General features: G+C 68.3%; 23 protein-coding genes. 7 read left to right on the top strand and 16 right to left on the bottom strand.

All coding sequences use genetic code 11. From position 1 onward, the window contains the following. Positions 1-43: 43 nt before the first annotated feature. Complete coding sequence (locus ACQEXA_RS22205; protein WP_432939513.1) at positions 44-343, bottom strand: hypothetical protein; 300 nt, start codon at positions 341-343, stop codon at positions 44-46. Then, positions 289-1,224, bottom strand: a complete 936-nt coding sequence (locus tag ACQEXA_RS22200) for an SPFH domain-containing protein (RefSeq protein WP_432931999.1) — start codon at positions 1,222-1,224, stop codon at positions 289-291. Before ACQEXA_RS22200 ends, ACQEXA_RS22205 begins: the two co-directional genes overlap by 55 nt. Positions 1,225-1,462: 238 nt before the next feature. On the opposite strand from ACQEXA_RS22200, the gene ACQEXA_RS22195 reads away from it, so the two are divergent. Beyond that, positions 1,463-3,799, top strand: coding sequence for a transglycosylase domain-containing protein (locus ACQEXA_RS22195; RefSeq protein ID WP_432932003.1), 2,337 nt, complete (start codon positions 1,463-1,465; stop codon positions 3,797-3,799). A 74-nt stretch (positions 3,800-3,873) separates the two neighbouring features. Here the strand turns inward: ACQEXA_RS22195 and ACQEXA_RS22190 are convergent, their stop codons facing one another. The 4 genes from ACQEXA_RS22190 to ACQEXA_RS22175 form a co-directional block, all read right to left on the bottom strand. Next, positions 3,874-5,337, bottom strand: a complete 1,464-nt coding sequence (locus ACQEXA_RS22190; RefSeq protein ID WP_359392136.1) for a catalase — start codon at positions 5,335-5,337, stop codon at positions 3,874-3,876. Positions 5,338-5,479: 142 nt separating this feature from the next. Further along, positions 5,480-7,600 (bottom strand): SpoIIE family protein phosphatase, encoded by a 2,121-nt coding sequence (locus tag ACQEXA_RS22185; protein WP_432932007.1) that lies wholly within the window; start codon positions 7,598-7,600, stop codon positions 5,480-5,482. 274 nt (positions 7,601-7,874) lie between these two features. Continuing rightward, complete coding sequence (fomD, locus tag ACQEXA_RS22180) at positions 7,875-8,567, bottom strand: cytidylyl-2-hydroxypropylphosphonate hydrolase (protein ID WP_433130813.1); 693 nt, start codon at positions 8,565-8,567, stop codon at positions 7,875-7,877. Between the two features lie 83 nt (positions 8,568-8,650). Then, the gene (locus tag ACQEXA_RS22175; RefSeq protein WP_432932011.1) at positions 8,651-10,036 is read right to left on the bottom strand and encodes a class II fumarate hydratase; all 1,386 of its coding nucleotides are present in this window, start codon (positions 10,034-10,036) and stop codon (positions 8,651-8,653) included. A gap of 455 nt (positions 10,037-10,491) precedes the next feature. Between ACQEXA_RS22175 and ACQEXA_RS22170 the strand changes: the two genes are divergently transcribed. The 3 genes from ACQEXA_RS22170 to ACQEXA_RS22160 all read left to right on the top strand — a co-directional run bounded on the left by ACQEXA_RS22170 (position 10,492) and on the right by ACQEXA_RS22160 (position 15,013). After that, positions 10,492-12,060, top strand: a complete 1,569-nt coding sequence (locus ACQEXA_RS22170; RefSeq protein ID WP_433130811.1) for a recombinase family protein — start codon at positions 10,492-10,494, stop codon at positions 12,058-12,060. Positions 12,061-12,341: 281 nt separating this feature from the next. Further along, complete coding sequence (locus ACQEXA_RS22165; RefSeq protein ID WP_433130809.1) at positions 12,342-12,779, top strand: hypothetical protein; 438 nt, start codon at positions 12,342-12,344, stop codon at positions 12,777-12,779. Between the two features lie 773 nt (positions 12,780-13,552). Further along, complete coding sequence (locus ACQEXA_RS22160) at positions 13,553-15,013, top strand: IS1380 family transposase (protein ID WP_433130807.1); 1,461 nt, start codon at positions 13,553-13,555, stop codon at positions 15,011-15,013. A 150-nt stretch (positions 15,014-15,163) separates the two neighbouring features. Here the strand turns inward: ACQEXA_RS22160 and ACQEXA_RS22155 are convergent, their stop codons facing one another. From ACQEXA_RS22155 to ACQEXA_RS22125, 7 genes are all read right to left on the bottom strand, one after another. Further along, complete coding sequence (locus ACQEXA_RS22155; RefSeq protein WP_433130805.1) at positions 15,164-15,373, bottom strand: hypothetical protein; 210 nt, start codon at positions 15,371-15,373, stop codon at positions 15,164-15,166. A 355-nt stretch (positions 15,374-15,728) separates the two neighbouring features. Continuing rightward, a complete protein-coding gene (locus ACQEXA_RS22150) occupies positions 15,729-16,907 on the bottom strand; it encodes a methyltransferase domain-containing protein (protein WP_433130803.1) in 1,179 nt (392 codons plus the stop codon). Then, on the bottom strand, positions 16,908-17,045 hold the full coding sequence (locus tag ACQEXA_RS22145) for a hypothetical protein (RefSeq protein WP_199814055.1): 138 nt from the start codon (positions 17,043-17,045) through the stop codon (positions 16,908-16,910). Positions 17,046-17,688: 643 nt separating this feature from the next. Continuing rightward, the gene (locus tag ACQEXA_RS22140; protein ID WP_433130800.1) at positions 17,689-18,537 is read right to left on the bottom strand and encodes a helix-turn-helix domain-containing protein; all 849 of its coding nucleotides are present in this window, start codon (positions 18,535-18,537) and stop codon (positions 17,689-17,691) included. 15 nt (positions 18,538-18,552) lie between these two features. Beyond that, on the bottom strand, positions 18,553-19,077 hold the full coding sequence (locus ACQEXA_RS22135; protein ID WP_433130798.1) for a DUF6879 family protein: 525 nt from the start codon (positions 19,075-19,077) through the stop codon (positions 18,553-18,555). Beyond that, entirely contained in the window at positions 19,049-19,291 is a 243-nt protein-coding gene (locus ACQEXA_RS22130; protein ID WP_433130796.1) for a hypothetical protein, read from the bottom strand. The genes ACQEXA_RS22135 and ACQEXA_RS22130 overlap by 29 nt, the downstream gene beginning before the upstream one ends. 176 nt (positions 19,292-19,467) lie before the next feature. Further along, positions 19,468-21,138, bottom strand: coding sequence for a fumarate hydratase (locus tag ACQEXA_RS22125; protein ID WP_433130794.1), 1,671 nt, complete (start codon positions 21,136-21,138; stop codon positions 19,468-19,470). Between the two features lie 298 nt (positions 21,139-21,436). On the opposite strand from ACQEXA_RS22125, the gene ACQEXA_RS22120 reads away from it, so the two are divergent. Then, positions 21,437-22,141 carry a DUF1707 SHOCT-like domain-containing protein gene (locus tag ACQEXA_RS22120; RefSeq protein WP_433130791.1) on the top strand — a complete coding sequence of 235 codons (705 nt, stop codon included), beginning with the start codon at positions 21,437-21,439 and terminating at the stop codon, positions 22,139-22,141. 163 nt (positions 22,142-22,304) lie between these two features. Next, complete coding sequence (locus ACQEXA_RS22115; RefSeq protein ID WP_359392129.1) at positions 22,305-22,676, top strand: WhiB family transcriptional regulator; 372 nt, start codon at positions 22,305-22,307, stop codon at positions 22,674-22,676. Between the two features lie 100 nt (positions 22,677-22,776). On the opposite strand, the gene glpX is transcribed toward ACQEXA_RS22115, so the two are convergent. Then, positions 22,777-23,811: a class II fructose-bisphosphatase gene (glpX, locus tag ACQEXA_RS22110; protein ID WP_359392128.1), complete on the bottom strand. Its 1,035-nt coding sequence runs from the start codon at positions 23,809-23,811 to the stop codon at positions 22,777-22,779. Positions 23,812-23,938: 127 nt separating this feature from the next. On the opposite strand from glpX, the gene ACQEXA_RS22105 reads away from it, so the two are divergent. Then, positions 23,939-24,460, top strand: a complete 522-nt coding sequence (locus ACQEXA_RS22105) for a DUF4245 domain-containing protein (protein ID WP_432932017.1) — start codon at positions 23,939-23,941, stop codon at positions 24,458-24,460. A 537-nt stretch (positions 24,461-24,997) separates the two neighbouring features. Here ACQEXA_RS22105 and ACQEXA_RS22100 read toward each other — a convergent pair. Beyond that, positions 24,998-25,240: an exodeoxyribonuclease VII small subunit gene (locus ACQEXA_RS22100; RefSeq protein ID WP_432932019.1), complete on the bottom strand. Its 243-nt coding sequence runs from the start codon at positions 25,238-25,240 to the stop codon at positions 24,998-25,000. Between the two features lie 9 nt (positions 25,241-25,249). After that, positions 25,250-26,467, bottom strand: a complete 1,218-nt coding sequence (xseA, locus tag ACQEXA_RS22095) for an exodeoxyribonuclease VII large subunit (RefSeq protein WP_432932021.1) — start codon at positions 26,465-26,467, stop codon at positions 25,250-25,252. Between the last annotated feature and the right edge of the window lie 118 nt (positions 26,468-26,585).

Here is a 26,585-nt window from a genome sequence, read left to right as displayed (position 1 = left end):
GGTGGGGGCCGTTTGTCACGGTTCTGCTACACGGAGGGCGCTCTCACGCCTCGGGCTCCTCGGAAGCGGGCGGCCGGCCCCTGCGGGGGATCGGTCCGGTCCCGCGGGGCAGGCGGCCGGCCTCCGCGAGGGCACGCCGCAGCACGAACTCGATCTGCGCGTTGGCCGAGCGCAGCTCGTCCGAGGCCCACCTGGCCAGCGCGTCGTAGACCAGCGGATCCAGCCGCAGCAGCACCTGCTTGCGCTGCTGCGGCCGACGCTGGGGGGCCGGACCCCCGGTAGGTGCCGTCACTGGTAGAGGGACCCCGTGTTGAGGATGGGCTGCGGCGCCCGGTCTCCGCAGAGCACCACCATCAGGTTCGACACCATCGCCGCCTTCCGCTCGTCGTCCAGCTCCACGATGTCGCGCTCGGCGATGCGGGCCAGTGCCGCCTCGACCATCCCGACCGCGCCGTCCACGATCTGCCGCCGTGCCGCGACCACCGCGCCTGCCTGCTGCCGCTGGAGCATCGCGGACGCGATCTCCGGAGCGTATGCGAGATGCGTGAAGCGCGACTCGATGATCTGCACCCCGGCGGCGTCCACGCGCACGTGCAGCTCGGCGGCGAGCTTCTCGGTGATCTCCTCGGCGTTGCCGCGCAGCGAGAGCCCGCCCTCCTCGTGCGCGTCGTACGGGTACTCGATGGCGATGTGCCGCACGGCCGCCTCGGTCTGCGTGGCGACGAACTCCAGGAAGTCGTCGACCTCGAAGGTGGCCTGCGCGGTGTCCTCGACCCGCCAGACCACCACCGCGGCCAGTTCGATCGGGTTGCCGTAGGCGTCGTTGACCTTGAGGACGGCGGTCTCGTGGTTGCGGACCCGTGTCGAGATCTTCGTACGGGAGGTGAAGGGGTTCACCCAGCGCAGGCCGTCCTGCCGGATCGTGCCGCGGTAGCGCCCGAAGAGCTGGACGACCCGGGCCTCGCCCGGTGCCACCGTGTTCAGGCCGGACATGGCGATGAGCGCGGCGAGGCCGACGAGGACGCCGAGGACGATCAGTGCCGCCTTCGCGCCGTCCGCGGTGACCGTCGAGCCGGCCGCGACCAGGCAGGCGGCGAGCGCGAGTCCGGCCAGTCCGAGCGCCAGCGCCAGACCGCCGCCGATGCTGTGCGCGGAGAACTCCCGGACCCGGGGCGCGGGCATCTCCGGTATGTCGCCGGCGGAGGAAGCGTCTTGTGTCGACATGGGTGGTGTCCCCCGTTTCGAATCATAGCCATTGTCTATCTAAGTGATATCACATTACCCGGCGCGACAACCTTCCATGCCTCTCGAACGTCGGTTCCATTGGGACGGGTGCTGATTGTCACGTCCGCAAAAGGGGGGATCGCCGCCCCTTTGTCTTACCGGGCGGTGTTAGTTTTCTGAGCTGACCTGAGCCAAGCACCTGTGTGACAGCCGAGAAGGAAGCGGAGCGCATCGACCGATGGGACGAGCGGAAGAGAGACGAGCGCGGCAGCGCGGTGGCCGCCGCGCGGCGCCCCAGCGCTCGACCAGGGCGACCAGCTCCGCGTCGGTCGGTATGGGCGGTGCGCCGACCGCGGGCAGGGCCGCCGCGCGTGGCAGGGCGGGTAGGAAGAAGAGCGGCATACGCAGGCTCTTCACCTGGAAGACCCTGCTCGGCTCGCTGTTCGGCTTCGTGCTGCTGGCCATGGGTGCGTTCGCCCTGCTGTACATGATGACGCCCATCCCCGCGGGGAACGCCGCAGCCAAGCTGCAGAGCAACATCTACAAGTACAGCGACGGCTCGGTCCTCGCCCGCACCGGTGACATCAACCGCGAGAACGTCGACCTGGCCGAGGTGCCCAAGGACGTCCAGCACACCTTCGTGGCCGCCGAGAACAAGACCTTCTACCAGGACGCCGGCGTCGACCTTAAGGGCACGGCCCGCGGTCTGCTCAACACCGTCTCCGGCAAGGGCGCGCAGGGTGGTTCGACGATCACCCAGCAGTACGTCAAGAACTACTACCTGAACCAGAACCAGACCGTCACGCGGAAGCTGAAGGAACTGGTCATCTCGCTGAAGCTGGACCGCCAGAAGTCCAAGGACTACATCCTGGCGGGCTACATCAACACCAGCTACTACGGCCGCGGCGCCTACGGCATCCAGGCCGCCGCGCAGGCGTACTACCGCAAGGACGCCAAGGACCTCACGGTCGAGGAGGGCGCGTACCTGGCCTCCCTGCTCCAGGCGCCGAACCAGTACGACTGGGCGATCGCGAGCGACACCGGCAAGAAGCTGGTGCAGGCGCGCTGGAACTACGTCCTGAACAACATGGTCCAGATGCACTGGCTGGACGCGGGCAAGCGCCAGTCCATGAAGTTCCAGGTACCGAAGGCGCCCAAGGGGGCGCCCGGTATGCAGGGACAGACCGGCTATCTGGTGGACGCGGCCAACGCGGAGCTGGAGAAGCAGCTCGTCGACCAGGGCACCGCCTCCTCGCTCGGTGACGCCGAGGCCATGGTGAAGGCCGGCGGCTGGACCGTCACGGTCAACATCGACAAGAAGAAGCAGTCCCAGCTGGAGCAGGCCGTCAAGGCGCAGCTGACGAGCAAGCTCGACGCGAAGAAGCGCTCCGTGGACGGCGACGTCCAGCCAGGTGCCGTGTCGGTCGACCCGAAGACGGGCCGCGTGCTCGCGATGTACGGCGGCGTCGACTACTTCAAGCACTTCCGCAACAACGCCACGCGCCGCGACTACCAGCCGGCCTCCACCTTCAAGCCGCTGATCCTCGCGGCCGCCCTGGAGGAGCAGGCCAAGACGCAGGACGGCCGGGCGATCACCGCGAACACGATCTACGACGGCACCAGCCGCCGGCCGGTCAAGGGCAGCGCCATCGGCTTCGCCCCGCCGAACGAGGACGACCAGAACTACGGCAACATCACCGTGCAGACGGCGATGAACAAGTCCGTCAACTCGGTCTTCGCGCAGATGGGCGTCGACGTCGGCATGGAAGACGTGCTGAAGGTCGCGGGCCAGCTCGGCCTGGACACCAAGGGCCTGCAGGCGGTGCCCGCGCAGACACTCGGCTCCATGGGCGCGAGCCCGCTGGAGATGGCCGGCGCCTACGCGACCCTCGACAACCACGGCAAGAAGGTCACCCCGGCGATCATCAAGTCGGTGGAGCACAAGGACCGCACGGTCACCCTGCCGGACCCGATCGGCGACCAGGTCATCGACCGTACGGCCGCCGACACGATCACCTCGGTGCTCACCGGTGTGGTCGACGACGGTACGGCCAAGACGTCCGTCCGGGACAACCCGTCGCGTGACGGCCAGCAGGTCGCGGGCAAGACGGGTACGTCCGACAACAACAAGTCGGCCTGGTTCACCGGGTACACGCCGGATCTGGTCACCTCTGTCGGCCTGTTCGGCGAGAACGCCAAGAACGGCGCCCAGGTCACCCTTTCGGGCGCCACCGGTCTCCTCCCGGCCCCCGGCCGTATCAACGGTGGCGGCTACCCGGCGCAGATCTGGGCCGCGTACACCTTCCAGGCGATGGGCACGGTCAGCAAGTTCGACCTGGACACCACGCAGGGCGCGGCGGTCCAGCCGAGCGAGACGCCCAGCCTCACGCAGTCGCCGACGTCGACCCCGTCGTCCACGCCGACCACGCAGCAGCCGACGACGCAGGCGCCGACGACCACGGCTCCTGCGAGCCCGACGCAGACGCCCACCCAGACGCCGACGACGAACCAGCCGACGGCTCCGGCCACGACACCGCCGGCGACGCCGCAGCTCCCGCTGAATCCGAACGGGTAGCGGAAGCCGGACAAGCGGCAGTGGCGGAAGGGCGCCCGGTGGACCGGCCACCGGGCGCCCTTCGCGTTGTGCTGTCAGCCGCCGTTGACGTTGTGGGCGATGCGGTCGCCGATCTCCTTGTCGATGTTGCGCCAGTACTGCAGCGCGCGGTCCAGCACCGGACGGCTCACGCCCTGCAGCAGGTGCTTGGTGACATTGGAGACCAGCCGGTCGCGGGCCGCCTCGTCCAGGACCTGGCGGACCATCGTGTGGGCCTGGCCGAAGTCGTCGTCCTCACGGTGCAGCCGATAGGCCTCCCGCACCATCTCGCCCGCCGTGTGCCAGCCGGCCGGGTCGCCGAACTGCTGGACGTCCGCGGCCGGTCCGCCGTAGGAGTTGGGTGCGTACGGCCGCGCGGTGCGCGCGGGCTCGTAGCGCATCGGGCCGTCCTTGGCGTAGGAGTGCACGTCCACGCGCGGCCGGTTGGGCGGCAGCTGGGCGTAGTTGGGGCCGATGCGGTAGCGGTGCGTGTCCGGGTACGAGAAGAGCCGGCCGAGCAGCATCTTGTCCGGCGACGGGCCGATGCCCGGCACCATGTTGGACGGCTCGAACGCGGCCTGCTCGATGTGGATGAAGTAGTCCTCCGGGTTCTTGTTCAGCGTCATCCGGCCGACCTCGATCAGCGGGTAGTCGCCGTGCGGCCACACCTTGGTCAGGTCGAACGGGTTGAACCGGTAGTCCGGCGCGTCGTCGAAGGGCATCACCTGGACGTACATCGTCCAGGACGGGTGGTCGCCGCGCTCGATCGCCTCGTACAGATCGCGGCGGTGGACGTCGGCGTCCTTGCCCGCCAGTTCGTCGGCCGCCTCCTGGGTGAGGAAGTCGATGCCCTGGTCGGTCTTCATGTGGTACTTGACCCAGAACTTCTCGCCGCCGCCGTTGATCCACATGTAGGTGTGGGAGGAGTACCCGTTCATGTTGCGGTACGTCTTCGGGATGCCCCGGTCGCCCATGAGCCACGTCACCATGTGCGCGGACTCGGGGGACAGGGTCCAGAAGTCCCACTGCATGTCGTTGTTGCGCAGCCCGGTCACCGGGTGGCGCTTCTGGGAGCGGATGAAGTCCTGGAACTTCTGTGAGTCACGGACGAAGAAGATCGGCGTGTTGTTGCCGACCAGGTCGTAGTTGCCGTGCTGGGTGTAGAACTTCAGCGCGAAACCGCGCGGGTCGCGCCAGGTGTCCGGGGAGCCGAGCTCACCCGCGACGGTGGAGAAACGTGCGAGCATCTCGGTGCGCTTCCCCGGCTGGAGCAGGTCTGCCTTGGTGAACTGGCTGACATCGTTGGTGACTTCGAAGGTTCCGTACGCGCCGCTGCCCTTGGCGTGTACCACCCGCTCCGGAACCCGCTCCCGGTTGAACTGGGCCATCTTCTCGATGAGGTAGTGGTCCTGGAGCAGGATCGGGCCGTCGGGGCCGATGGTGAGCGAGTGCTCGTCGCTCTCCACCGGGATGCCCGAGTTGCTGGTGGTGAAAGGAACCGACTGGGGTGCCTGCGTCACGAGCGTCCTCCCGTCGTACAGAGGGGTCGGTCAGGTCGCTTCGCTCACCTCAGCAGTCAACTCCGCCGATGGGATGCCGGCAACTTTTGGACGGGGTCCAGTTTCGGTCCGGTTCTGATTGCCGTACGGGTGCGCCGGCCGCTCAGCCCCGGTTCAGCTCGAACCAGACCACCTTCCCGGTGCTCAGCCGGGTCGCGCCCCACCGCCGGGCCAGCCGGTTCACCAGGTAGAGCCCCCGGCCGCCCTCGTCCGTGGCCCGCGCCTGCCTCAGCCGCGGCAGCTGCGGCACGTCGTCGCCGACCTCGCAGCGCAGCACATCGGTGCGCAGCAGACGCAGCGTGACCGGCCGTGACGCATAGCGCACGGCATTGGTCACGACCTCGCTCACCAGCAGCTCCACCGAGTCCGTCAGCTCCTCCATGCCCCAGCGCGCCAGCGCACGGCGGGCCAGGCGCCGGGCCCGGCTCGGGGCCGCGTCCTCCGGTTCCAGGTACCAGTAGGCGACATCACTTGGCGCGATCCCGTCGAAACGGGCGGCGAGCAGGGCGATGTCGTCGTCCCGGTCGCCGGGGCCGAGCATGTCGAGCACCTCGTCGCACAGCGCCTCGAGCGGCGGCGGATGATCCGCGCCGGTGAGCTGGGCGGTGGCGGCGAGCTTCTCCCGCAGCTGTTCTATGCCCGTCCACACGTCACGCAGCCGCGACTCGACGAGACCGTCGGTGTACAGCAGAAGGGTCGCCCCGGCCGGGGCGTCCAGCTCGACCGCCTCGAAGTCCACTCCGCCCACGCCGATGGGCGCGCCCGCGGGCACCCGCAGCACCTCGGCCCGGCCGCCCAGATGCAGCAGGACCGGCGGAGGGTGGCCGGCGTTGGCGATGGTGATCCGATGCGCGACCGGGTCGTACACCGCGTACAGACAGGTCGCCATGCGGTCGGTGCCCAGCCGCTGGGCCTGCTCGTCGAGGTGGTGCAGCACCTCCTGCGGCGGCAGGTCGAGTCCGGCGAGCGTCTGGGCCGTGGTCCGCAGCTGCCCCATGATCGCCGCGGAGGTCATGGAGTGGCCCATGACGTCGCCCACGACCAGGGCCACCCGGCTGCCGGGCAGCGGAATGGCGTCGTACCAGTCGCCACCCACACGGGCCGTCTCGGCGGCCGGCAGATAGCGGGACGCGAGCCGGACGCCCGTCGGGTTCGGCAGGGTCTCCGGCAGCATCGTGCGCTGCAGCTCGTCGGCGATGTACGCCTCACGGCCGTACAGCACCGCCTTGTCGATGCCGAGCGCGCTGTGCGTCGCCAGCTGCGCGGCGACCAGCAGGTCGTCCGCCTCGAACGCCAGGCGCTCCGCGCGGCGCAGGAACAGCACGGCGCCGATGACCCGGCGCCGGCCGCGCAGCGGGGCGAGGATCGCCCGCTGGCCGGGGGGAACCGTGAGGTCGTCGCCCAGCAGTTCGGGCAGCGCGGCGCGGGCGGACGGCGCGTCCGCGAACACCGGCCGCACCCCGCGCAGCACCTCGGCGAGCGCACCTCCGGGCCGCACCTCGCACAGCTCGTTGCTCAGTGCCACGAGGCCAGGGCTCTCCGGCACGGGAACCGGCAGGATCCCGTCCTCCAGGTCCCGCTCCTGCGGGATCCGGTCGGTGCGCCGCAGCCGCAGCACGAGCGGCCCGGTCGGCCGCTCGTCACCCACCGGCAGCGGGTCGCGCAGATAGACCAGGATCGCGTCCGAGAACGTCGGCACAGTGGCCCGGCACAGACCCATCACGATCTCGTCGAGATCGATACCGCGGGCGATCCGCCGGGTCGCGGCGCCCACGAAACGCAGCCGGTCCCCGTCGCGGCGCATGGGCATGGGGCCGTGCGGCAGCGGGGCCTTGCCGGTACGCCGCTCCTTGCCGCCGGGCAGGCCTGCGGCACGGTCCTGTTCGCCGCCGGGCTGGACCGGGATGCCCTCGGGAGCGGGTCGCGGCCGGTGCGTGCCGGGCTCGTCGGCGGCCGGCTGGGAGTGCTCACCGCCGCCCGTCGCGGGCATGGCGGAGGACGCGCCGCCCTGCGGGCCCGACGGTCCGTGCTTCGCGCCCGGCAGCGGACCGGCGGGCGACGCGGACGGCTCGCCGGCCCGGGTCTGTGCGGGCAAGGCCGGGGCGGGGGACACGGGCAGCGGCTCCGGGGTACGCAGGAGCGCCCCGCGGGGGTCCGCGGGGCCGACGCCCTGCTGCGGGCGCTCATGGGAGGTCGGGTGCTCCGTCACGCGTGTCGAATCCATCCGTCCGGGGCTGCGCGCCGTCCGTGCAGTTCGTCCCGCAGAAATGCCGATACCCGGAATACGTGTCCCAGGAACAGAATTCCGGCGCTGTCACCCGCCGTGCATGACCCACGGGTCGGACGCGCCGTCCCGGTCCGGTCCTCGTACCCCTCGCTCACGTCCTGCCGCCCCTCGGTGACGTTCGGTCAAGCTCAGCACATATTGCGGGAGTTGCTGTGGTGTGCCCTTGCGGAGGACGATCCTACGGTTGCACCGCGGGGGCGCAACAAGGGTCTCATGAGGTCACATACGCAGGAGTACGATCCCAGTTCTCAGGCAGCGACGGAACGGACCAGGACGGATCGGGCCGCCAGTGCTGCCAGCCGTCCGAGAACGGCGCCCGCCAGGTGCGGATCGCCTCCACCGCCGACAGCCCCGCCTCCCGCACCCGTTGGGCCAGCCGAGGATTCATCAGGCCGTCCCGCTGGGCCTGCGCGAACTCGTCCTCGTCGCGCCAGCCCCAGCTGCGGTCCGGGTAGACGCAGATGTCCAGGAAGTAGTCCTCCGAGTCGACGCCGCCGGCCCACCGGACCAGCGGCTCCTCCAGGTTCACGTACCAGTTCTTGAACCGCCAGCCCGGCTCCCAGAACAGCCACACCGACCAGGGCTGACCGGGGTGCGCCAGCTTGAGCACCCCGGCACCGAACCAGCGGTCGAGCCGCACCGTCCGCGGCTTGGTGTAGCGGGACTCCAGCGGCTCGGCGTGCAGCGACGTGCCGTCGGCGAGGACGGGCCGCACACACTGGGTGCCGGGGGCCATCCACACCGCGAGCAGTTGGTCGTCGTCCCTGACCACGGTGACGGGGCGCACGATGTGGAAGCGTTCACCGGCGTTCTCCCGGTACCGCCAGAGGATGTGCTCTCCAGGCGCCCAGTATGTCGTCGGCCTGCTCGCTTCCACTCGTCTCACCGCTCCACCGTCCGCCATGCACAGATATTAGGTGCCCCACGCATACGACGCCGAGGCGCCCGTCATGGTTCGCCACGGGCGGGTGACATGAGGGGCGGTCCTCACGGGTGGGTCATCCGCAGGACGTCGAGTGCCTCGTCGAGCTGCTCCAGCGTGAGGTCGCCACGCTCCACGTAGCCCGCTTCCAGGACGACCTGACGGATCGTCTTGCGCTCGGCGAGAGCCTTCTTGGCGACCTTCGCGGCCTCTTCGTACCCGATGTACTTGTTGAGCGGGGTGACGACGGAGGGCGACGACTCGGCGTACTCGCGGGCGCGTTCGGGGTGGGCGACGATGCCGTCCACGGTCCGGTCGGCGAGCAGCCGGGAGACGTTGGCGAGCAGCCGGACCGACTCCAACACGTTCTTCGCGAGGACCGGCATCATGACGTTGAGCTCGAAGTTGCCGGCCGCGCCGGCGGTGGTGACGGTCGCGTCGTTCCCGATGACCTGCGCGGCGACCATGAGGACGGCCTCGGGGATGACGGGGTTGACCTTGCCGGGCATGATCGAGGATCCCGGCTGCAGATCGGGAAGGGCGATCTCGGCGAGTCCGGTCCTCGGCCCCGAGGCCATCCACCGCAGATCGTTGGCGATCTTCGTCAGGCCGACGGCGATGGTCCTCAGCTGCCCGCTGGTCTCGACGATGCCGTCCCGGGCGCCCTGGGCCTCGAAGTGGTTGCGGGCCTCGGTGAGCGGCAGCCCGGTGGCGCGGGCGACCTCGGCGATGACCGCGGCGGAGAAGCCGGCCGGCGTGTTGATGCCGGTGCCGACCGCGGTACCGCCCAGCGGCAGCTCGGCGAGCCGCGGCAGCGAGGCGTTCAGCCGCTCGACGCCGTACCGCACCTGGGCGGCGTAGCCGCCGAACTCCTGGCCCAGGGTCACGGGCGTGGCGTCCATGAGGTGGGTCCGCCCCGCCTTCACGACATCCGCGAACTCGTCGGCCTTGCGTTCGAGAGAGGCCGCGAGGTGCTCGAGGGCGGGGATCAGGTCGCGGCTGACGGCGCCGGTGGCGGCGATGTGGAGAGAGGAGGGGAAGACGTCGTTGGACGACTGGGAGGCGTTCACATGGTCGTTGGGGTGCACGTTCCGGCCGAGCCGCTCACTGGCGAGAGTGGCGATGACCTCGTTGGTGTTCATGTTGGACGAGGTGCCGGACCCGGTCTGGAACACGTCCACGGGGAAGTGCTCGTCCCACCGTCCCTCGGCGACCTCGTCGGCGGCCTCCTGGATGGCCTGGGCGACGTCCTTGTCGAGCACCCCCAGCTCCGCGTTGACCTTGGCGGCGGCGCCCTTGATCCGTGCCAGCGCCTCGATGTGCGCACGTTCGATGCGCTGTCCGGAGACGGGGAAGTTCTCCACGGCGCGCTGCGTCTGCGCCCGCCACTTGGCGTCGACGGGTACCTTCACTTCGCCCATGGAGTCGTGCTCGATGCGGTATTCGCTCATACCGGGTACAGCGCGGGGGCGGGTGCGGTTGTTCCGGGGGATGGGCCGAATGGGGGACGGCTCCCGGGCCGGGGAAGCGGACTCTGGAACGTCGGCTGAGGCGCCGGATCGGCGGGGGATTTTTGAAGTGGTCGTTCGACTTGTTCGTCCGACGTTCGACCAATTCGTCCGAGGTTCGAGCCATTCGGTCCGACGGCGATGACGAAGCCCGTCCGGCGTTCGAGGACGAGGCCGTCGGCCCGCGAGGAGGTCCGGGGCGGGAGCCCCGCCAGGGTGCAGGGGCGCATCCCCTGCGGATGGGGCGGCGGGGGCGCGATGCCTCCCCGCCGCCCCGAAGGCGCTACGCCAGTCCCGGCCCCCGCACCGGAATCGACGCGAACGTCGGATGCGGTGCGGGTCCTTGAAGAAGTCGTTCGGCTTGTTCATCTTGCGTGGACCCTCGTACGATCGCCGCCATGATCAGGCATCCGAGGGTCCTGGGCGCTGTCCGCCTGTCCATCCTCAAGGACGACACCACCAGTCCCGAGAAGCAGAGGCAGGCCGTAGAGCACTGGACTGCTGGCCCGGCCGTGGACGGCCGCATAGCGGGCTGGGCGGAAGACCTGGACGTGTCCGGTGCGATGCACCCCTTCAAGCGACCGGGCCTCGGTCCTTGGTTCAACGAGCGGGCCGACGAGTGGGATGTGTTGGCCGTCTGGAAGCTCGACCGCCTCAGCAGGAAGGCGGGTCACTTCGCCGAGGTCTTCGAGTGGTGCCAGAAGCACGGGAAGTCCATCGTGTCGGTGACCGAGGGCATCGACATGTCCACCCCGATGGGCAAGATGTTCGCTCAGATCATCGCTGCCTTTGCCGAGGGAGAGTTGGACACCATTCGCGCCCGCGCGCTTTCTGGCTCGGCCGCTCGCAAGGCCAAGGGCGTTTGGATCGGTGGCGTCGAGCCGTACGGGTACCGCTTCGAACGGCAGGAAGGCGGCGGAAAGAAGCTGGTTCAGGACCCCAAGTATGCGGAGCTATTCAGCGAGATTGTCGAGCAGCTGAAGGGTGACTGGTCGTCGTACAAGATCGCGCTTGATCTGAATAAGCGTGGCGTTCCCACCTGGCGGGATCATCTTCGAATCGTGAAGGGGGAAGATCCGAGGGGCGTTGCCTGGACTGCCAACGCGATTCGCGCCATAGCCATGAATCCCACGGTGGCCGGCATCTACACGTACAAGGGCGAGAACGTCGTAGACGAGAACGGCGAGAATGTTCGGATCACTGATGATCCGTTGATGGATTTTGCCGAGTGGTCGGAATTCGTGGCCGCGCTCAAAAGTGATCGCCCGGTTAGGCGGTCCACCCCTTCGCGGTCGATGCTTGGCGGTGTGGCCACCTGTCAGGGGTGCGGCGCCCGGATGTCGTCCAACAAGAAGACGAAGCCGAATGGACGCGTGCATCACTACTACGCCTGCAACAACGTCAACACCGGAACGTGCCCTAACCCTGGCCGCATTCGGCGCGATGACCTAGACACGGCTGTTGGGACCTTCGTGAAGGTCACTCTCGGCCCGCTCCCGGTTATGGAGCGGACTGGTAATTCCATCAGTCAGGCCAAGATCGAGCTTGCCGAGGTCGAGACGACGCTAGACCGACTGGAAGCAGATTACCTGGCTGGACGGTTCAAGACCGACGTTCAGGTCGAACGCTACTGGGGACAGCACGAATTCCAGTCGGCCAAGGTTGAGCGTCTGCGGGAGGAAATCAAGACTGCCGAGGATGCCCCGGCCTGGAAGGAGACGGGGTGGACTTACTCCGAAGAGTGGACGACTAAGGATGACGAACAGAAGCGTGTGTTCCTGCAACGGCACGGCATAACTGTGGCGGTGGGGGCTACGGAAGATGGAAGTCGACGAGTCGTCTGCAAGATGCCTGAGCTTGTCGAGATCGCCAAGGAAACCGGGCTTCAAGTTCCCGAGGGATACTGGTTGATCGAGCCGGAGGCGGAATACATCCTGCCGAAGCAGATGGCTTATAAGCGGAAGTAGGTAGGGCCTACCACGTTCCCGACCCTTGCCCCCGACACGTGTAAACGCTTCGGGGGCCTTTCCATGTTTGTGAATTTCTCCCCGGACCGTTTACATGGCCTGCACTCCGCTGTGTTTAAACGCGTGGGCGACGTCACGCCTTGCAGGTTTACTCAACCTGGATTCCGCCAGGGGTTCGGCTGTAGACATGGCTGAGCACTGCGAAGACCGCAGACCAACCACCAAGAGCCCCGAAGGTAGCCGGGGCTTTTTGATGCCTGAACCGAGAGGGGAACTGGCCAATGGCTTTTCTCGACCAATGCGCGGATGCTATCGAGGTGCGCAGAGCGAAACTCCGGAAGCGCGGGTACGCTCTGGCGGCCGAAACAATCTTCCCGACCGGACAGGCCATCCTGTGGTACAGCGACGCGATCCTATGCGTGCCTCGTAGCGGTCAGGCCGTTGCCCGACAAATAGCCCGACTGTGCGGCGATGACTCCCAGGTAACTATTCCGTGGCGCTCGCTCGCCGATGCTGTCGGCGTACGCGACAGGGCCGGAAACCTTCGCCGATATACCGAGCGCGGCGTAAAAACCCTGATTGATGCTGAGTGGCTCGAAGTCGAGACGGTCGGGAGCAAGCGGGGAGCGAAGACGACATTCCGACTGCTGGCTGGCGATCTTTCCTCGGAGTGTCTGGGGTGGATCGATGATGAGGAGTGGTTCACCGAGGCGGCCTGAACGGCCCTCGGCGTCTTATGGCCTTAGTGGGGCCCCTTCGGGGCCGTTAACTGCTGCGCTCCGCTGCGCAGCTATGCTTTGGCCGATGAAGGCCCGGGGAACTTATGGCCTTAGAGAGAAGCAGTGCCCATCCAAGGGCGCTGCTCTATAGAAGCTCACTGGCGTTCGCTTCTCGCCCTGGCCGAGGAATGGAGGCCAGACTCACTAGCCACCTATAGGCACCCCGTGGAGGGTGCCTCTATTTGCGAGACAGAGTTACTCAGCTTCAACGACATCCGAGGGCGAGCCGTCCTCGGCGTCGAGTAGGCCACCGAAGTGACCAAAGGCCCAACCATCGACCATGGTTGGGTAAGCCTCTATCAGCATCCTCGGAAGAGAGTCGTTCGGCTCATCAAGGTGGAAGCACCATTGGGACACTACGTTGTCGCCCAAAGCCAGATCGGCTACGGCAGCGCGCAGCCGCGTTGTATGCTCCAATATGTCGTTTTGACTCACGGCAGATAGTGAGCCTACCGAGGCTCCTTTATGCGCAATGAAGTTGCGAGCTTTCCTTGCCCCGTCGAGGGCGTCGAAGTCGGAGGTTCGCGAGCCCAGCGATGTGTTCGCTAGGTCTCGCAACGTGCCCCCAAGCATCTTGTCTGGGGGCAGGCCATTGGCCTCATGTGTTCAGCTACGTCTGTGACCTGATGCCCCGACAGAAGAAGGGTGCCTCCCACCTGCGATGATCTGGATTGCCTAGATCAAAACCGTCGCAGAGAAGAGGCACCCGACAGGTGCAGGCTACCGAATGGGATCACCGGCTTGCTGCGCGGGCCGACGGCAAGAACCTGATCGGCCACGCGGGCGTGGTGTTGCTGCGGAAGGTCGCCGACCGCACTGGCCTGGTCACCGCACTGAGTGCGGCGCTGCCGAAGGGCGCCGGGCCGGGCTGGCGGGAGCGGGGTATGGCGCTGGTCCAGCTGGCCTGTGCGATCGTGCTCGGCGCGACGAACATCCTGGAAGCCGAGCGACTGCAGTACCAATGGCGGCCGCTGTTCCCGCGCCCAGTCTCGGACAGCACCCTGCGCCGCACTCTGGCGACGATCGACGGCCTGGTGGCGGCGCGGGTCGAGCGCGTCCGCGCTGCTATACGCCGCGTGGTGTGGACGCTGCTCGCCCTGCGCCCCGGCGGCTTCCCCTGGATTACGGTGTGCGGCCGGGCCCTGACCGGCTGGTACGTCCTCGACCTGGACGCGACCATCGTCACCTGCACCAGCGCCAAGGAGGGCGCGGCGGGCACCTTCAAGGGCAGCTTCGGTCACATGCCGCTGGGAGCGTGGGTGGCCAACACCCGCGAATGCGTCGCGATGCTGCTGCGGCCCGGCAACGCGCCGCCCAACGATGTCGCCGACCACAAGACGGTCCTGGCCGCCGCGCTGCGGCAACTTCCGCTGCCGCTGTGGTCGAAGCTGCTGATCCGGATCGACGGCGCGGCCTTCAGCCACGATGTCCTCGACCACCTCCAGCAGTTGTCCACCAGCCGGCGCCGGGTGCGCTGGGTGACCGGCTGGGCCATCAACGCCACGGACGAGCAGGCCATCGCGCTGCTGCCCGAGAACGTGTGGACGGCCGCACTGCGGCAGGACGGCGAGGTCCACGAGATCAAGGGATTCGACGGCGAGACGGTCTCCTACCAGGTCGCCGAGCTGACCGGGGTCCGTGACCTGACCGGCTGGCCCGAGGGGATGCGGCTGATCGTGCGCCGGGTCAAGCCCTCGCGGCGGGATGCGAAGAAGCTGACCGCCTTCGAGAAACGCACCGGCTGGCGCTACCAGATCGTCGCCACGAACATCCCCGCCCACCAAGGGCTTTCCGGGGTTCCCGCCTCGGGGCAGGTGTGGTTCATCGACGCCCTGTACCGGGATCACGCCGAGGTAGAGGACCGCGTCAAAGCGATCAAACGGGTCGGCCTCGGGCTGTTGCCCTCGAAGTCCTGGCAGATCAACGCCGCCTGGGTGCTGGCCGCCACGATCGCCGCCGACCTCGACGCCTGGACGCGGCTCCTTCTCCTGCACGACGAGCCCGAACTCGCCGCCGCCGAAGCGGAAACGATCCGCATGAAGCTCTACCACCTGCCCGCCCGCCTCACCTCCCACGCCCGCAGACGCACCCTCCACCTCGACCGGACCTGGCCCTGGGCCACCGCGTTCACCGCCGCCTGGCAGCGAGCCCATCAGCTTCCGGCCCGCGTCTGACGGCCGACCACCACCCCGACAAGGACCAGGAAGGAGCAGGCCAGCAGGATTCCGGCCCCGTGGAAGCCGGCGCACCCGCAGCGTCACGCGAAGGTCCCCCACACCGACCATCGGGACAAATAGGGCAAACCGTCGGACCGGTCAGACCGATCAGGCCACAGACGAATCGAGGTTGATCATCTCTTGCAGACCCAACACCGGGTCGGCTTGTGCAGCCTCGGCAAGATTGGCCATCCGCAAGACGTACTGACACTTCGACTCGAAGGCATTGGCCAGGTGCAACGCGCGACCAGCCGACAGGAAGAGCGCGTCCAACAGCCGTGGCTCACGCGGCTTCAGATAGTTCAGCGACCAACCCATGCGATCCACGGTACTGACACCGTCAAGGGGATTTCGGCCGGCTGACGGGGAAGGCGCGGGTGTTCAGGTCGCGGAGGCTCCCATAACGGCCCTGGCAGCCGGGAAGAACCGGGAAGGGGGTCTGAAACTCTGAAGGCATCCTTTCGGGCACCCGCGTCCTTCCCTTCGCTTGCACGCGCGGGGGTTAGCTCGAAGTCGTGGGACCGAATCACCGACCACTATTCGGCCAAAGTTTCGGGTCGCCCGGGGAATCGCGCCGGATGACGCGTGAGGTTCAAGGCTGCTACCAGCTAAGAAAAAGGTTCTCCAAACACAGGGACACCCGGCGTCTGCCGGGTGCCCCGATTTTTTTGTTTTAGCCGAGAACCGACAGAACTAGATTCCCCGGCTCATCAAGCCAAACCGTCTCGCCCTCGGGGCTCACCGTTAGCCCGAACCGGTCGAAGCCGGGGCGGCCCTGGCCGTCCCACCACTGGTACGCCTTTTCGACTTCATCCCACAGCTTCCGGGGCCCCGACTGAACGACCTCGAACTCTGTCCGGTCTGTCTCGAAGTCGACCGTCGCCCACGAAGTTACCGTCGTGTCCCGAAGCCACAGCGTGTAAGAGCCGTCCTTGTACGTCTCCATCCACGGGAACGCGTCGGCCACCTGCACGCCGATGGCGAACATGACGTGCCAGTCGCCCACGTCATCCGGGGAAAGCGTCGTGGTCGACTTGACGCCATAGGCGGGCCACGGCTGGCCGTTCAGGTACTCGCGAACGGGCTTGCGCTCCGTGCGCTGGTCACGAAGCCGCATGAACGCCGAGGACCCGATGAACTTCCCCGACGCTGCCCCGCCCGACTTCACCGTGAGCCGTACGACAGCTTCTCCGCCGTACGTAGGCCCCCAGGGGGCCACGATCACGCCGCCTGGTTTCGTCTGCTCGATCCAGGCATGGGGGACCTGGCCGATCGAGCACGTCGCAATCACCCGGTCGTACGGGGCCTCCAGCGCGAATCCGGCTGCTCCGTCGCCGACCACGGCCAACGGCACGAATCCCGCGTCCCGAAGCCGCTTCCGGGCATCCGACGCTGTGGCTTCGTCCACCTCGACCGTGACGACGTTCTCAGGGCCTACGCGGTGCGACAGCAGCGCGGCGTTCCAGCCGGTACCCGTCCCGATCTCCAAGACCCGATGATTTTCGTGAACGCTCAGGGCGTCGAGCATCGAGAAGACCATGGTGGGCATGGAGTTTGAAGAGGTCGGGATCCTGCCCTTGTCGGGTCCGGTGTACGCGCCGTCATCCCATTGCGTCGTGATGGGGGCGTCCGTGTAAACGGCGTCCCACCATGCGCGCGGTTCCTCGGAACGCGCGATCTGGCGCTTCTGCCGGTTGCCCCCCGCCATACCTGGCCAGATCGCATCCGGTACGAACAGGTGGCGCGGCGCCCGCTTGAAGGCGGGAAGCCAGTCAGACGTCAGGGCGCCCTTCTCCATCAGCGCGGACGCCAGCCGCTCGGGGCTGGCGTCCGTTCCTTGCTGCTCGGTCATTCAGCGGCCGTCCGCCGGTCCCTGGCCGTCGTTCGTGTTGCCGCCCTCGTCGGACCCGCCGCCGCCGTGCTTGTTGCCGCTGTCGCTGTCGTCCTGGGGGTTGCCGGGGTCCTCGGCCGTGAGCCACTGCTTGCGCATCTGGTTACCTCCAGTTGGATGGTGCCTCTTGAACCGTCCCGCTGTATGCGGAACGGGGTGTTGCCCGCCCCCGCCGGGATTCCGAGCCATGGGGGAACAGGGGATCGGGTCAGACCCGACGGGGGCGGAGAGCAGCGAGAAATGATCAACAGACGTTGGGCAGGAGCTGACCGCCGGCACACGTAGGGCAAAGCACCTTCCGCCGGTTGTTGCAGCCCGAGCAACCCCCGAAGCCGAAGCAGATGGGGCACCAGATTTCACGGTGTCCGGCACACGTTCCGCAGTACTCCCTGTGCGACCACAGATTCTGAGTGATCGTTCTGGGGCGGCGCGGGTCGGTGCGCGCCATCAGAGGATTTCGCCACGGCTCCGAGCATTGGCCTCGGCGACCCGTTCCCGCAGGCTCGTACGGCCCACTCCCGAATGAGGCGGAGCGTCCGCCCCCTCAGCCGTCGTCCCCAAGGGATCATCCGGGTCGTGGGACACCAACAGCATGCCGTTGCTGCCGAACCGGTCGAACGCCTCAGACAGCCAGGCTCTTGCGTCGCTCGCCATGATCGCTCGTCCCTCCTATGGTCGTGCAGACCACGCTAGGAACGGGCCACATCGGGGCTCTACGAAGTTCTACGAAATTGCACGCGTGTTAGCCGAGTGTCTCGATGGCCTTCGTGATCAAGGTTCGTGCCGTGGCCCCGTAGACCGCCGCTTCCGACAGTCGTTCGAAGGCTCTCGCGTACTGCTCGATCTCCGATGGCGCTGTCACGTTCACGGCCGCTGTCAGCAGCTCCACCTGAGCTTGGGCGCTGTCGTAGATCGAGAAGGTTTCCAGCGGCCACATGTGCCGGGAGGTGCTAAACGGCACGACTCCGAGGGAGACGGCCGACAGGGACATGATCGACAGCAGATGGCCCAGTTGCCCGGCCATGACTCCGGCGTCGCCTATGCGGTACCGCAAGACGGCTTCTTCAACGAGGATGGCGAATCGGTGATCTCCTTCGCGGAGAACACGCGCTCGATCCATGCGGGCGGCCACGGCCTCCGTGACGTCATTGGGCGTTTGCCGGAAGTCGGTGATCTCAGTCAGCAGCGCGGTTGCGTACGCAGGTGTCTGGAGCAGACCGGGCACCACGTTGGAGCAGTAGATCCGGAAAGTCCGAGTGCGCTCGAAGAGCGGTACGTACGACTCCTGGAGCCGGCGTAGTCCAGTGCGCTGGAGCCGTCGCCACTCGACGTACATCGACTCCGCCGAGCGAGACGCGGCGATCAGGTCGGCAGCTTGGTCGTCGGCTCCACAGATGCGGCACCAGTCGCGAATGTCGGCGTCCGAGGGGGGCGTTACGGCGTTCTCCAGCCGACTCGCCTTGGAGGGATGCCAGCCAGCCTGTAGGGCCAACTCACGGGCCTTCAGACCAGCGTCTAGGCGAATATCCCGAAGGCGTGCTGCAAGCGCCTCACGGGCCGCCTGGACGCTGGACGAAGGGGAACGGGCCATTGGTGCTGTGCGTTCTCAGATCCTGTAGCGGTCGTGCGGCACGGCCCGGTCCCAGACGGCTTCGAACGCCGAGGCGCACAGCTTGACCACCTCGGGGCGGTCGTCCACTTCGTCGCCGAGGTACACGCCCTCACCGGAGAATTGGCCGAACCTCACCAGCCGGTCATCGAAGCACCAGAAGTCATTGCCGGGGAGTGCCAGATCCGACGCGTTCCGGCGGGGAAGCCAACGGATCTGCTCACCGGCGGCGACGTTGGTGAACGTGCCGTCGTAGAGGTACCGGGTGTACTCGCTCACCGGCTCGGAGACGATCCGGGCGCGGCGGATGACGACGCCACGGGAGACCGCCTCGGACACCATGTCGAGCCACGGACGCCACCAGGACGCTCGGTCGTTCGGGTCCGGCCGATGCCCGGCCTTCCACGCGGCCACGCGCGGAGCTTCGTCGGGGTCGTCGTAGAAGTCGCGCATCTCCAGATGCACGGCGGATCGTTGGCAGTTCGCCAGCAGCTCACTGAACGGTGGGGCCGTCTGCGGCACTACAAGCCTCCCTGATGGCGGCGACCATACGCATAGGCAGCCGGACGACGGTCTCACTGTCGGGGATGGGGCCGGTCTTCAGGCACTCGGCGCGCGTCGCCTCGTCCACCGTCCAACCCTGCAACACGATCTCTTGCTTCTCCTCGTCGACCCACACCGTGGGGCAGTTCGCCCCGTCCGTGTTCGGGTCCTTGGCGATGAACCGTAGCGACACAGCAGCCTCCCGGGCTACGCGGATTGCACGGACTTCTACGCACGGACCCTTCCGATGCTGCCGCGCTGGCGTCAAGGGTGCCCTTCAAGCCACGGGAGCGGGGGACTATAGCGCCGCCCAGGGACAGCAGCAGACCCCCCGGCGACGCCGAGGGGTCTGTGAGGCCCTTGGGGGACTCAGGCCAGGCCAGGACCCCGGACCGGGATGCTGGTGAACGTCGGCTGCTCAGGTTCCCGTGAAGTGAAGAAGTCGTTGCCCTTGTCGTCCACCACGATGAACGCCGGGAAGTCCTCGACCTCGATCTTCCAGACCGCCTCCATCCCGAGCTCCTCGTACTCGACGACCTCGACCTTCTTGATGCAGTCCTGGGCGAGACGGGCAGCCGGGCCGCCGATCGAGCCGAGGTAGAAGCCGCCGTGCGACGCGCACGCGTCCGTGACCTGCTTGCTCCGGTTGCCCTTCGCCAGCATCACCTTGGAGCCGCCCGCCGCCTGGAACTGCTCCACGTAGGAGTCCATGCGGCCCGCCGTCGTCGGGCCGAAGGAGCCGGACGCGTAGCCCTCGGGCGTCTTGGCCGGGCCGGCGTAGTAGACCGGGTGGTCCTTGAGGTACTGCGGCATCTCCTCGCCGCGGTCCAGCCGCTCCTTGATCTTGGCGTGCGCGATGTCGCGCGCCACGACCAGCGGACCGGACAGCGAAAGCCGCGTCTTCACCGGGTACTTGGTCAGCTCCGCGAGGATGGCGTCCATGGGCTGGTTCAGGTCGACGCGCACGACGTCGCCGTCCTGCTCCAGGTGCTCGTCCGTCGTCTCCGGCAGGAACCGCGCCGGGTCCGTCTCCAGCTGCTCCAGGAACACGCCCTCGGCGGTGATCTTCGCCACGGCCTGGCGGTCGGCCGAGCAGGAGACCGCGATGGCGACCGGGCAGGACGCCCCGTGCCGGGGGAGGCGGACCACGCGGACGTCGTGGCAGAAGTACTTGCCGCCGAACTGCGCCCCGATCCCGATCTTCTGCGTCAGCTCGAAGACCTTCTCCTCCAGCTCCTTGTCCCGGAAGCCGTGGCCCAGCTCGGAGCCCTCCGCCGGCAGCTCGTCCAGGTAGTGCGCGGAGGCGTACTTGGCGGTCTTGAGCGCGTACTCGGCGCTCGTGCCGCCGACGACGATCGCCAGGTGGTACGGCGGGCAGGCGGCCGTGCCGAGCGAACGGATCTTCTCCTCCAGGAACTTCATCATGGAGGCCTCGTTCAGGACGGCCTTCGTCTCCTGGTAGAGGAAGGACTTGTTGGCGCTGCCGCCGCCCTTCGCCATGAACAGGAACTTGTAGGCGCCGCCGTCCGTCGCGTAGAGCTCGATCTGCGCCGGCAGGTTCGAGCCGGTGTTCTTCTCCTCCCACATGGTGAGCGGAGCCATCTGCGAGTAGCGCAGGTTCAGCTGGGTGTACGCGTCGTAGATGCCGTGGGAGAGCGCCTTCTCGTCCCCGCCCTCGGTGAGGACGTTCTGGCCGCGCTTGCCCATGACGATCGCCGTACCGGTGTCCTGGCACATGGGGAGCACGCCCGCCGCCGCGATGTTCGCGTTCTTCAGCAGGTCCAGCGCGACGAACTTGTCGTTCGCCGAGGCCTCCGGGTCGTCGATGATGCGCCGCAGCTGGGCGAGGTGCGCGGGACGGAGGTAGTGCTGGATGTCGTGGATCGCCTCTTCGGCGAGCTTGCGCAGCGCCTCCGGCTCGACCTTGAGGAACGTACGCCCGTCGGCCTCGAAGGTGGAGACACCCTTGGAGGTCACCAGCCGGTAGGGGGTGGTGTCCTCTCCTGTCGGGAGCAGATCGGTGTACGCGAACTCAGGCATCTCGCCCATTCCTCACTAGACAGGCCGTCATTTCCTGGCTCGTCGACCTCCGGGGCGCGACATGCTGTGCCAGGGGCCGATCGTGCTCGGTCTCCCCGCACAGGCGCGCCCCTTCGGCTCACTCGCCGGGGCTGGCCTCCGTTGGCAGCGTCCACCAGCGTAGAACCTGGCGCCGACGGCGAGCCTGTGAGGTAGGGCTCAGTCGGGCGCGCTCGAGCACCCGGTCCCGGGGCGCGGCTTTCCACAGTCCGGATCCGGGGGGTAGTCGCGATCTATCGCGTTTCGGTACGCTGCTGCCGTGGACCTTCACAAGAGCCCCGTTCTGACGAACCGGCAGCCCGTGCCCCCGGCCGAGCTGCGCTGCTCCGACGCCGACCGTGACCGCATCGCCGACATCCTGCGCGACGCCCTGGCCGAGGGCCGTCTCACGGCGGAGGAGCACGCCGAGCGCGTCGAGGGCGTGCTCAACGCCAAGACGGTCGGCGAGCTGGACCGATTCGTCCGGGATCTGCCCGCGGCCCATGCGCACCGTGTCGCCGCGGCGGACTCCCCGGCACCGGGCCGCCCCACCTCGGGCGCGATCCCGGTCGAGCCCGACGAGAACGTGGTGGCGGTCTTCAGCTCCGCCATGCGCAGGGGCCGCTGGCGCCCCGGCCGCCGTACGCACGCGTACGCGATCTTCGGCAGCGTCGAGATCGACCTGAGCGAGGCCATTTTCGAGTACCAGCAGATCGTGATCAAAGCGGTCTCGGTCTTTGGCGACGTCCAGATCCGCGTCCCGGAGAACGTGTCGCTGCGCGGCACCGGCGGCGGTGTGCTCGGCAACTTCGAGGTGAGCCCGCTGGATTCGGCGGACCAGGAAGCGCCCGTCGTCTACGTGGACGGCCTGGCCGTCCTCGGGAACGTCGAAGCCCGGCCGAAGCGGGGCAAGCGGGTGGCCGACATCCTCGATCGTGTCTCGGACAAGGTGGACCGCGCTTTGCGCAAACATCTGGACCGTTGACGCTTGTGAATCCGGTCGCATCCGAAGCGAAAGGGTCCGGTTGGAGCGGCACCGACACTCCCTGGGTGCCTGGCGGCCGGGGACGCAGTGCATAGGCGCGCGCACAGCGGGTAGGCCTTGCTGCATCGTCTCTCGCTCGCGAAGCCGTCGTCAGGAGTAGACCGTGCTGCAACCGCCGCATTCGTCCCTGCAGGTCGCTGACGTTCCGCACCAGCGGGTGCCAGTGCGCGACAGGGATCAGGACGCCCCGTGGCACACGGAGGCGGTGTGCCGGCGCGACGAGGCCGGCCTGTTCTTCGCGCCCTCCAAGGAACCCACCGCGGCCCGGCTGTCCCGTGAGGAGGCGGCGAAGCGGGTCTGTGGGCGCTGCCCGGTGATGGTGGAGTGCCGGGAGCACGCGCTGCTCCAGCCCGAGCCGTACGGGGTCTGGGGCGGCCTCACGGCCGCCGAGCGCCGTGTGGTGCTGGCCCGGCGCCGGCGCCGGGAGATGGAGCTCAAGAAGGCCGCGCGGGGGACGATAGCCGCGGCCGGCTGACGGGACCCACGAGAAGGGCGCCCTCTCCGCACAGAGGGCGCCCCGGGGTTCCGGTGACCGGGCCGAGGGGGCTGACGCCCCGAGTCGGACCGGTCTCCGGCTACTTGGCTCGGTCGAAGTCGATCGCGCTGTATGCGCGCAGCTTGCTCAGCCGGTGCACGGACTCGATCCGGCGGACGGTGCCGGACTTGGAGCGCATCACGATCGAGGCCGTGGTGGCGGTCTCGGAGCGGTAGCGCACCCCGCGCAGCAACTCGCCGTCGGTGATGCCGGTGGCGACGAAGAAGACGTTCTCGCCGGAGACGAGGTCGTCCGTGGTCAGCACCCGGTCGAGGTCGTGGCCAGCGTCGATGGCCCGCTGCCGCTCCTCGTCGTCCTTGGGCCACAGCTTGCCCTGGATGGTGCCGCCGAGGCACTTCACGGCGCAGGCGGAGATGATGCCCTCGGGCGTGCCGCCGACGCCGAGCAGCAGATCGATGCCGGTGTTCTCGCTCAGTGCCAGGATCGAACCGGCCACGTCGCCGTCCGAGATCAGTTTGATGCGCGCGCCGGTCTCCCGGACCTCGTTGATGAGGCCCTCGTGGCGCGGCCGGTCGAGGATGACGACGGTGACGTCCTCGGGCGTGGACCGCTTGGCCTTGGCGACCCGGCGGATGTTGACCGAGACGGGCGCGTCGATGTCGACGAAGTCGGCCGCCTCGGGGCCGGTGACCAGCTTGTCCATGTAGAAGACGGCGGACGGGTCGAACATCGTGCCGCGGTCGGCGGCGGCCAGTACGGCGATGGCGTTCGGCATGCCCTTGGCGGTGAGAGTGGTGCCGTCGATCGGGTCCACGGCGATGTCGCACTCGGGCCCGGTCCCGTCGCCGATCCGCTCTCCGTTGAAGAGCATCGGCGCCTCGTCTTTCTCTCCTTCGCCGATGACGACGACGCCGTTCATCGACACGGTGGAGACGAGGCTTCGCATGGCGCGCACGGCGGCACCGTCGGCGCCGTTCTTGTCACCGCGGCCGACCCAGCGGCCCGCGGCCATGGCGGCGGCTTCGGTGACCCGTACGAGTTCCAGGGCGAGGTTCCGGTCCGGTGCCTCGGAGGGAACTTCGAGTTCGGATGGCAGATGATGATTCTCGGTCATCGGAGCGCACCTTTCTGATACGACGACGGCCGGATGAGGGTGGCGCCCAAGACTCTATCGCCGAGCAGACAAAATGAGCAGGGGGCCCCACGGATGAGCGGAGGCTTGCACCTGCGACGATAGGGGGGTGGCAGGTACGAAAGGCAAGCAGAAGACGGTCCGGGACATGATCCTCTCCCTGGGCCTGATCGGTCTGATGGCGGGCGTGATCTACCTCTTCATCCCGCACGACGACCACGCTCCCGATCTCAAGCGGGTGGACTACCGCGTCGAGCTGCTCACGGCGCGCCGGGCCGCAAGCTACCCGGTGGCGGCGCCCGAAGGCCTGCCCGACACCTGGAAGGCCACCTCGGTGCGCTTCCAGGGTGACGAGTCCGATGCGTGGCACCTCGGCTTCCAGGACCCCGCCGGACAGTACGTGGCGATCGAGCAGTCGACTCAGAAGCCGTCCGCGTTCATCGACGAGGCGAGCCAGGGCGCGCACGAGACGAAGGCCACCCAGGAGATCGGCGGCCGTGTCTGGCAGCGCTACACGGGTGGCCGTTACGACGCGCTCGTGCTCAAGGACAAGGGCTCCACGACGGTGGTGGCCGGCACGGCGTCGTTCGCCCAGCTGGCGAAGATGGCGCAGGCGCTGCGGACGAAGTGACACGGGCCCGGGCCGGCCGTCCTGGACGTGCCGTGCGACGACCCGGATCACGTGAGCCGATCGGCTGAGGAGAGAGGGCCGGCTCAGGAGAGCCGACCGGTCCATGGGAAAGGCCCCCGGCGTCATTGGCGGGGGCCTTTCCCATGGGTCGCGCCAGATGGACCCAGATCCCTGGCGCGGCCTTGAGGGCGGCAACGAGGGGGGCGCTGCCCACCCTCGCCGAGCCGATGCCGAAGACGACGTCCAGAGCCGCGAGGCCCGCCGTGATCCGGCTGGTTCGGCCGACGGCATCGACACTAGGCCCAAGAGGTTCAAGCTTCAACTAAAACGGGCTCGCGGTGATCGACTTCACAGTCGGAAGGGATGGCGAAGCGGCATCGGCTTCCCCGTCTCAAGGGTGCGAGACCACGCGGACGACAGCCATCGGCGGCGCCCGCCACAGAGGCCCGCCTCCGGCTCACGCGCGTCGAGTGCCGAGGCCCACCACCGGCGTCCGCCACGGCTCAAGCACGTCGGATGCCGACGCCCGCCGCCGGATCAGTCGGAACCCGCGGCGCCCGCGCCCTCCTCGTCCTCCCGCTCCTCGGCGAGCGCGGCGTCGAGCCGCTTGCGGGCCCCCTCCAGCCACGTCCGGCACACCTTGGCCAGCCGCTCACCGCGTTCCCACAGCGCGAGGGACTCCTCGAGCGTCGTGCCCCCGGCCTCCAGACGCCGTACGACCTCGATCAGCTCGTCCCGCGCCTGCTCGTACCCGAGTGCCTCGTCCGTCTTGCTGGTCATGCGCCCACCCTAAGATCCCTGGTTGTCGGCCCGTACCGTGAACTCGCCCTCGGCGACCCGCGCCCGCAGCGCCTCACCCGGCGCCACCTCCTCCGGCCCCCGCACCACGTGCCCGTCGGCCTTCTGCAGCACGGCATACCCCCGCTGCAGTGTCGCGGCCGGCGAGAGGGCCACCACCCGCGCGTGCGTGTGGGTGAGCTCCGACTCGGCACGGTCGAGCAGATGGCGCAGCGTACGGCGGCTGCGGTCGACGAGCGAGGTGATCTGCTCGGCCCGCTCGTCGACCATGCGGTGCGGATCCTCGATACAGGGCCGCGCCAGCGCGTGCGCGAGCCCCCGCTCCTCGCGCTCGACGAGCGACAGCACACACCGCCGGGCCCGGTCCCGCAGCATCTGGACACGCTGCAACTCCTCGCCGACGTCCGGCACGACCTTCTTGGCCGCGTCAGTCGGGGTGGAGGCCCGCAGGTCGGCGACGTAGTCGAGCAGCGGATTGTCCGGTTCGTGCCCGATGGCCGAGACGACGGGCGTACGGCATCCCGCCACCGCCCGTACGAGCTGCTCGTCGGAGAACGGCAGCAGGTCCTCCACGCTGCCGCCGCCGCGCGCCACGATGATCACGTCCACGTCGTCCAGCGCGTCCAGTTCCTTCACGGCCTGCACGACCTGAGGCACCGCGTGCACGCCCTGCACGGCGACGTTGCGCACCTCGAAGCGGACGGCGGGCCAGCGGTGGCGCGCGTTCTCCAGCACGTCGCGCTCGGCCGCCGAGGCCCGGCCGCAGACGAGCCCGACGAGTTGCGGCAGGAAGGGCAGTGGCTTCTTGCGGTCGGCGGCGAACAGCCCCTCGGCCGCGAGCGACTTCTTCAGCTGTTCGAGCCGCGCGAGCAGTTCGCCGACGCCCACGGGCCGTATCTCGGCGGCGCGCAGGGAGAGCTGCCCGCGCGGGGCGTACCACTCGGGCTTGGCATGGACGACGACCCGGGCGCCCTCGCTCACGACGTCGGCGACGGCGTCGAACACCTGGCGGTAGCAGGTGACCCCGACGGAGATGTCGTACGACGGATCGCGCAGCGTCAGAAAGACGACGCCAGCCCCGGGGCGCCGCGACAGCTGCGTGATCTGCCCCTCGACCCACACGGCCCCGAGCCGGTCGATCCATCCGCCGATGAGCCGCGACACCTCACCGACGGGCATCGGTGACTCCGCGGACGTGTTGACAGCCATGCGCCGAGCGTAACGGCCGGGACCGACATCGCCGCTCCGCGCGACCGGCCCCCTGCCCCCTTGCGCGCCCCGCGTGTCCCAGGCGCCTCGCGGCCCCCGATGAGCCCCACGACTGTTC

Origin of the sequence: Streptomyces sp. CA-106110 (assembly GCF_050936285.1) — a bacterium.
GTDB lineage: Bacteria > Actinomycetota > Actinomycetes > Streptomycetales > Streptomycetaceae > Streptomyces.
Note: the sequence above shows the minus strand (reverse complement) of the source record. Positions and strands in the feature narration are given on the sequence as shown.

Coding starts and splice junctions, on each gene's coding strand:
- ACQEXA_RS22175 (WP_432932011.1), bottom strand. CDS start 10,036: ATGAGCGAATACCGCATCGAGCACGACTCCATGGGCGAAGTGAAGGTA.
- ACQEXA_RS22145 (WP_199814055.1), bottom strand. CDS start 17,045: ATGCGCAAGCAGTGGCTCACGGCCGAGGACCCCGGCAACCCCCAGGAC.
- ACQEXA_RS22185 (WP_432932007.1), bottom strand. CDS start 7,600: ATGGATTCGACACGCGTGACGGAGCACCCGACCTCCCATGAGCGCCCG.
- ACQEXA_RS22125 (WP_433130794.1), bottom strand. CDS start 21,138: ATGCCTGAGTTCGCGTACACCGATCTGCTCCCGACAGGAGAGGACACC.
- ACQEXA_RS22195 (WP_432932003.1), top strand. CDS start 1,463: ATGGGACGAGCGGAAGAGAGACGAGCGCGGCAGCGCGGTGGCCGCCGC.
- xseA (WP_432932021.1), bottom strand. CDS start 26,467: ATGGCTGTCAACACGTCCGCGGAGTCACCGATGCCCGTCGGTGAGGTG.
- ACQEXA_RS22170 (WP_433130811.1), top strand. CDS start 10,492: ATGATCAGGCATCCGAGGGTCCTGGGCGCTGTCCGCCTGTCCATCCTC.
- ACQEXA_RS22150 (WP_433130803.1), bottom strand. CDS start 16,907: ATGACCGAGCAGCAAGGAACGGACGCCAGCCCCGAGCGGCTGGCGTCC.
- ACQEXA_RS22200 (WP_432931999.1), bottom strand. CDS start 1,224: ATGTCGACACAAGACGCTTCCTCCGCCGGCGACATACCGGAGATGCCC.
- glpX (WP_359392128.1), bottom strand. CDS start 23,811: ATGACCGAGAATCATCATCTGCCATCCGAACTCGAAGTTCCCTCCGAG.
- ACQEXA_RS22165 (WP_433130809.1), top strand. CDS start 12,342: ATGGCTTTTCTCGACCAATGCGCGGATGCTATCGAGGTGCGCAGAGCG.
- fomD (WP_433130813.1), bottom strand. CDS start 8,567: ATGGCGGACGGTGGAGCGGTGAGACGAGTGGAAGCGAGCAGGCCGACG.
- ACQEXA_RS22100 (WP_432932019.1), bottom strand. CDS start 25,240: ATGACCAGCAAGACGGACGAGGCACTCGGGTACGAGCAGGCGCGGGAC.
- ACQEXA_RS22155 (WP_433130805.1), bottom strand. CDS start 15,373: ATGGGTTGGTCGCTGAACTATCTGAAGCCGCGTGAGCCACGGCTGTTG.
- ACQEXA_RS22140 (WP_433130800.1), bottom strand. CDS start 18,537: ATGGCCCGTTCCCCTTCGTCCAGCGTCCAGGCGGCCCGTGAGGCGCTT.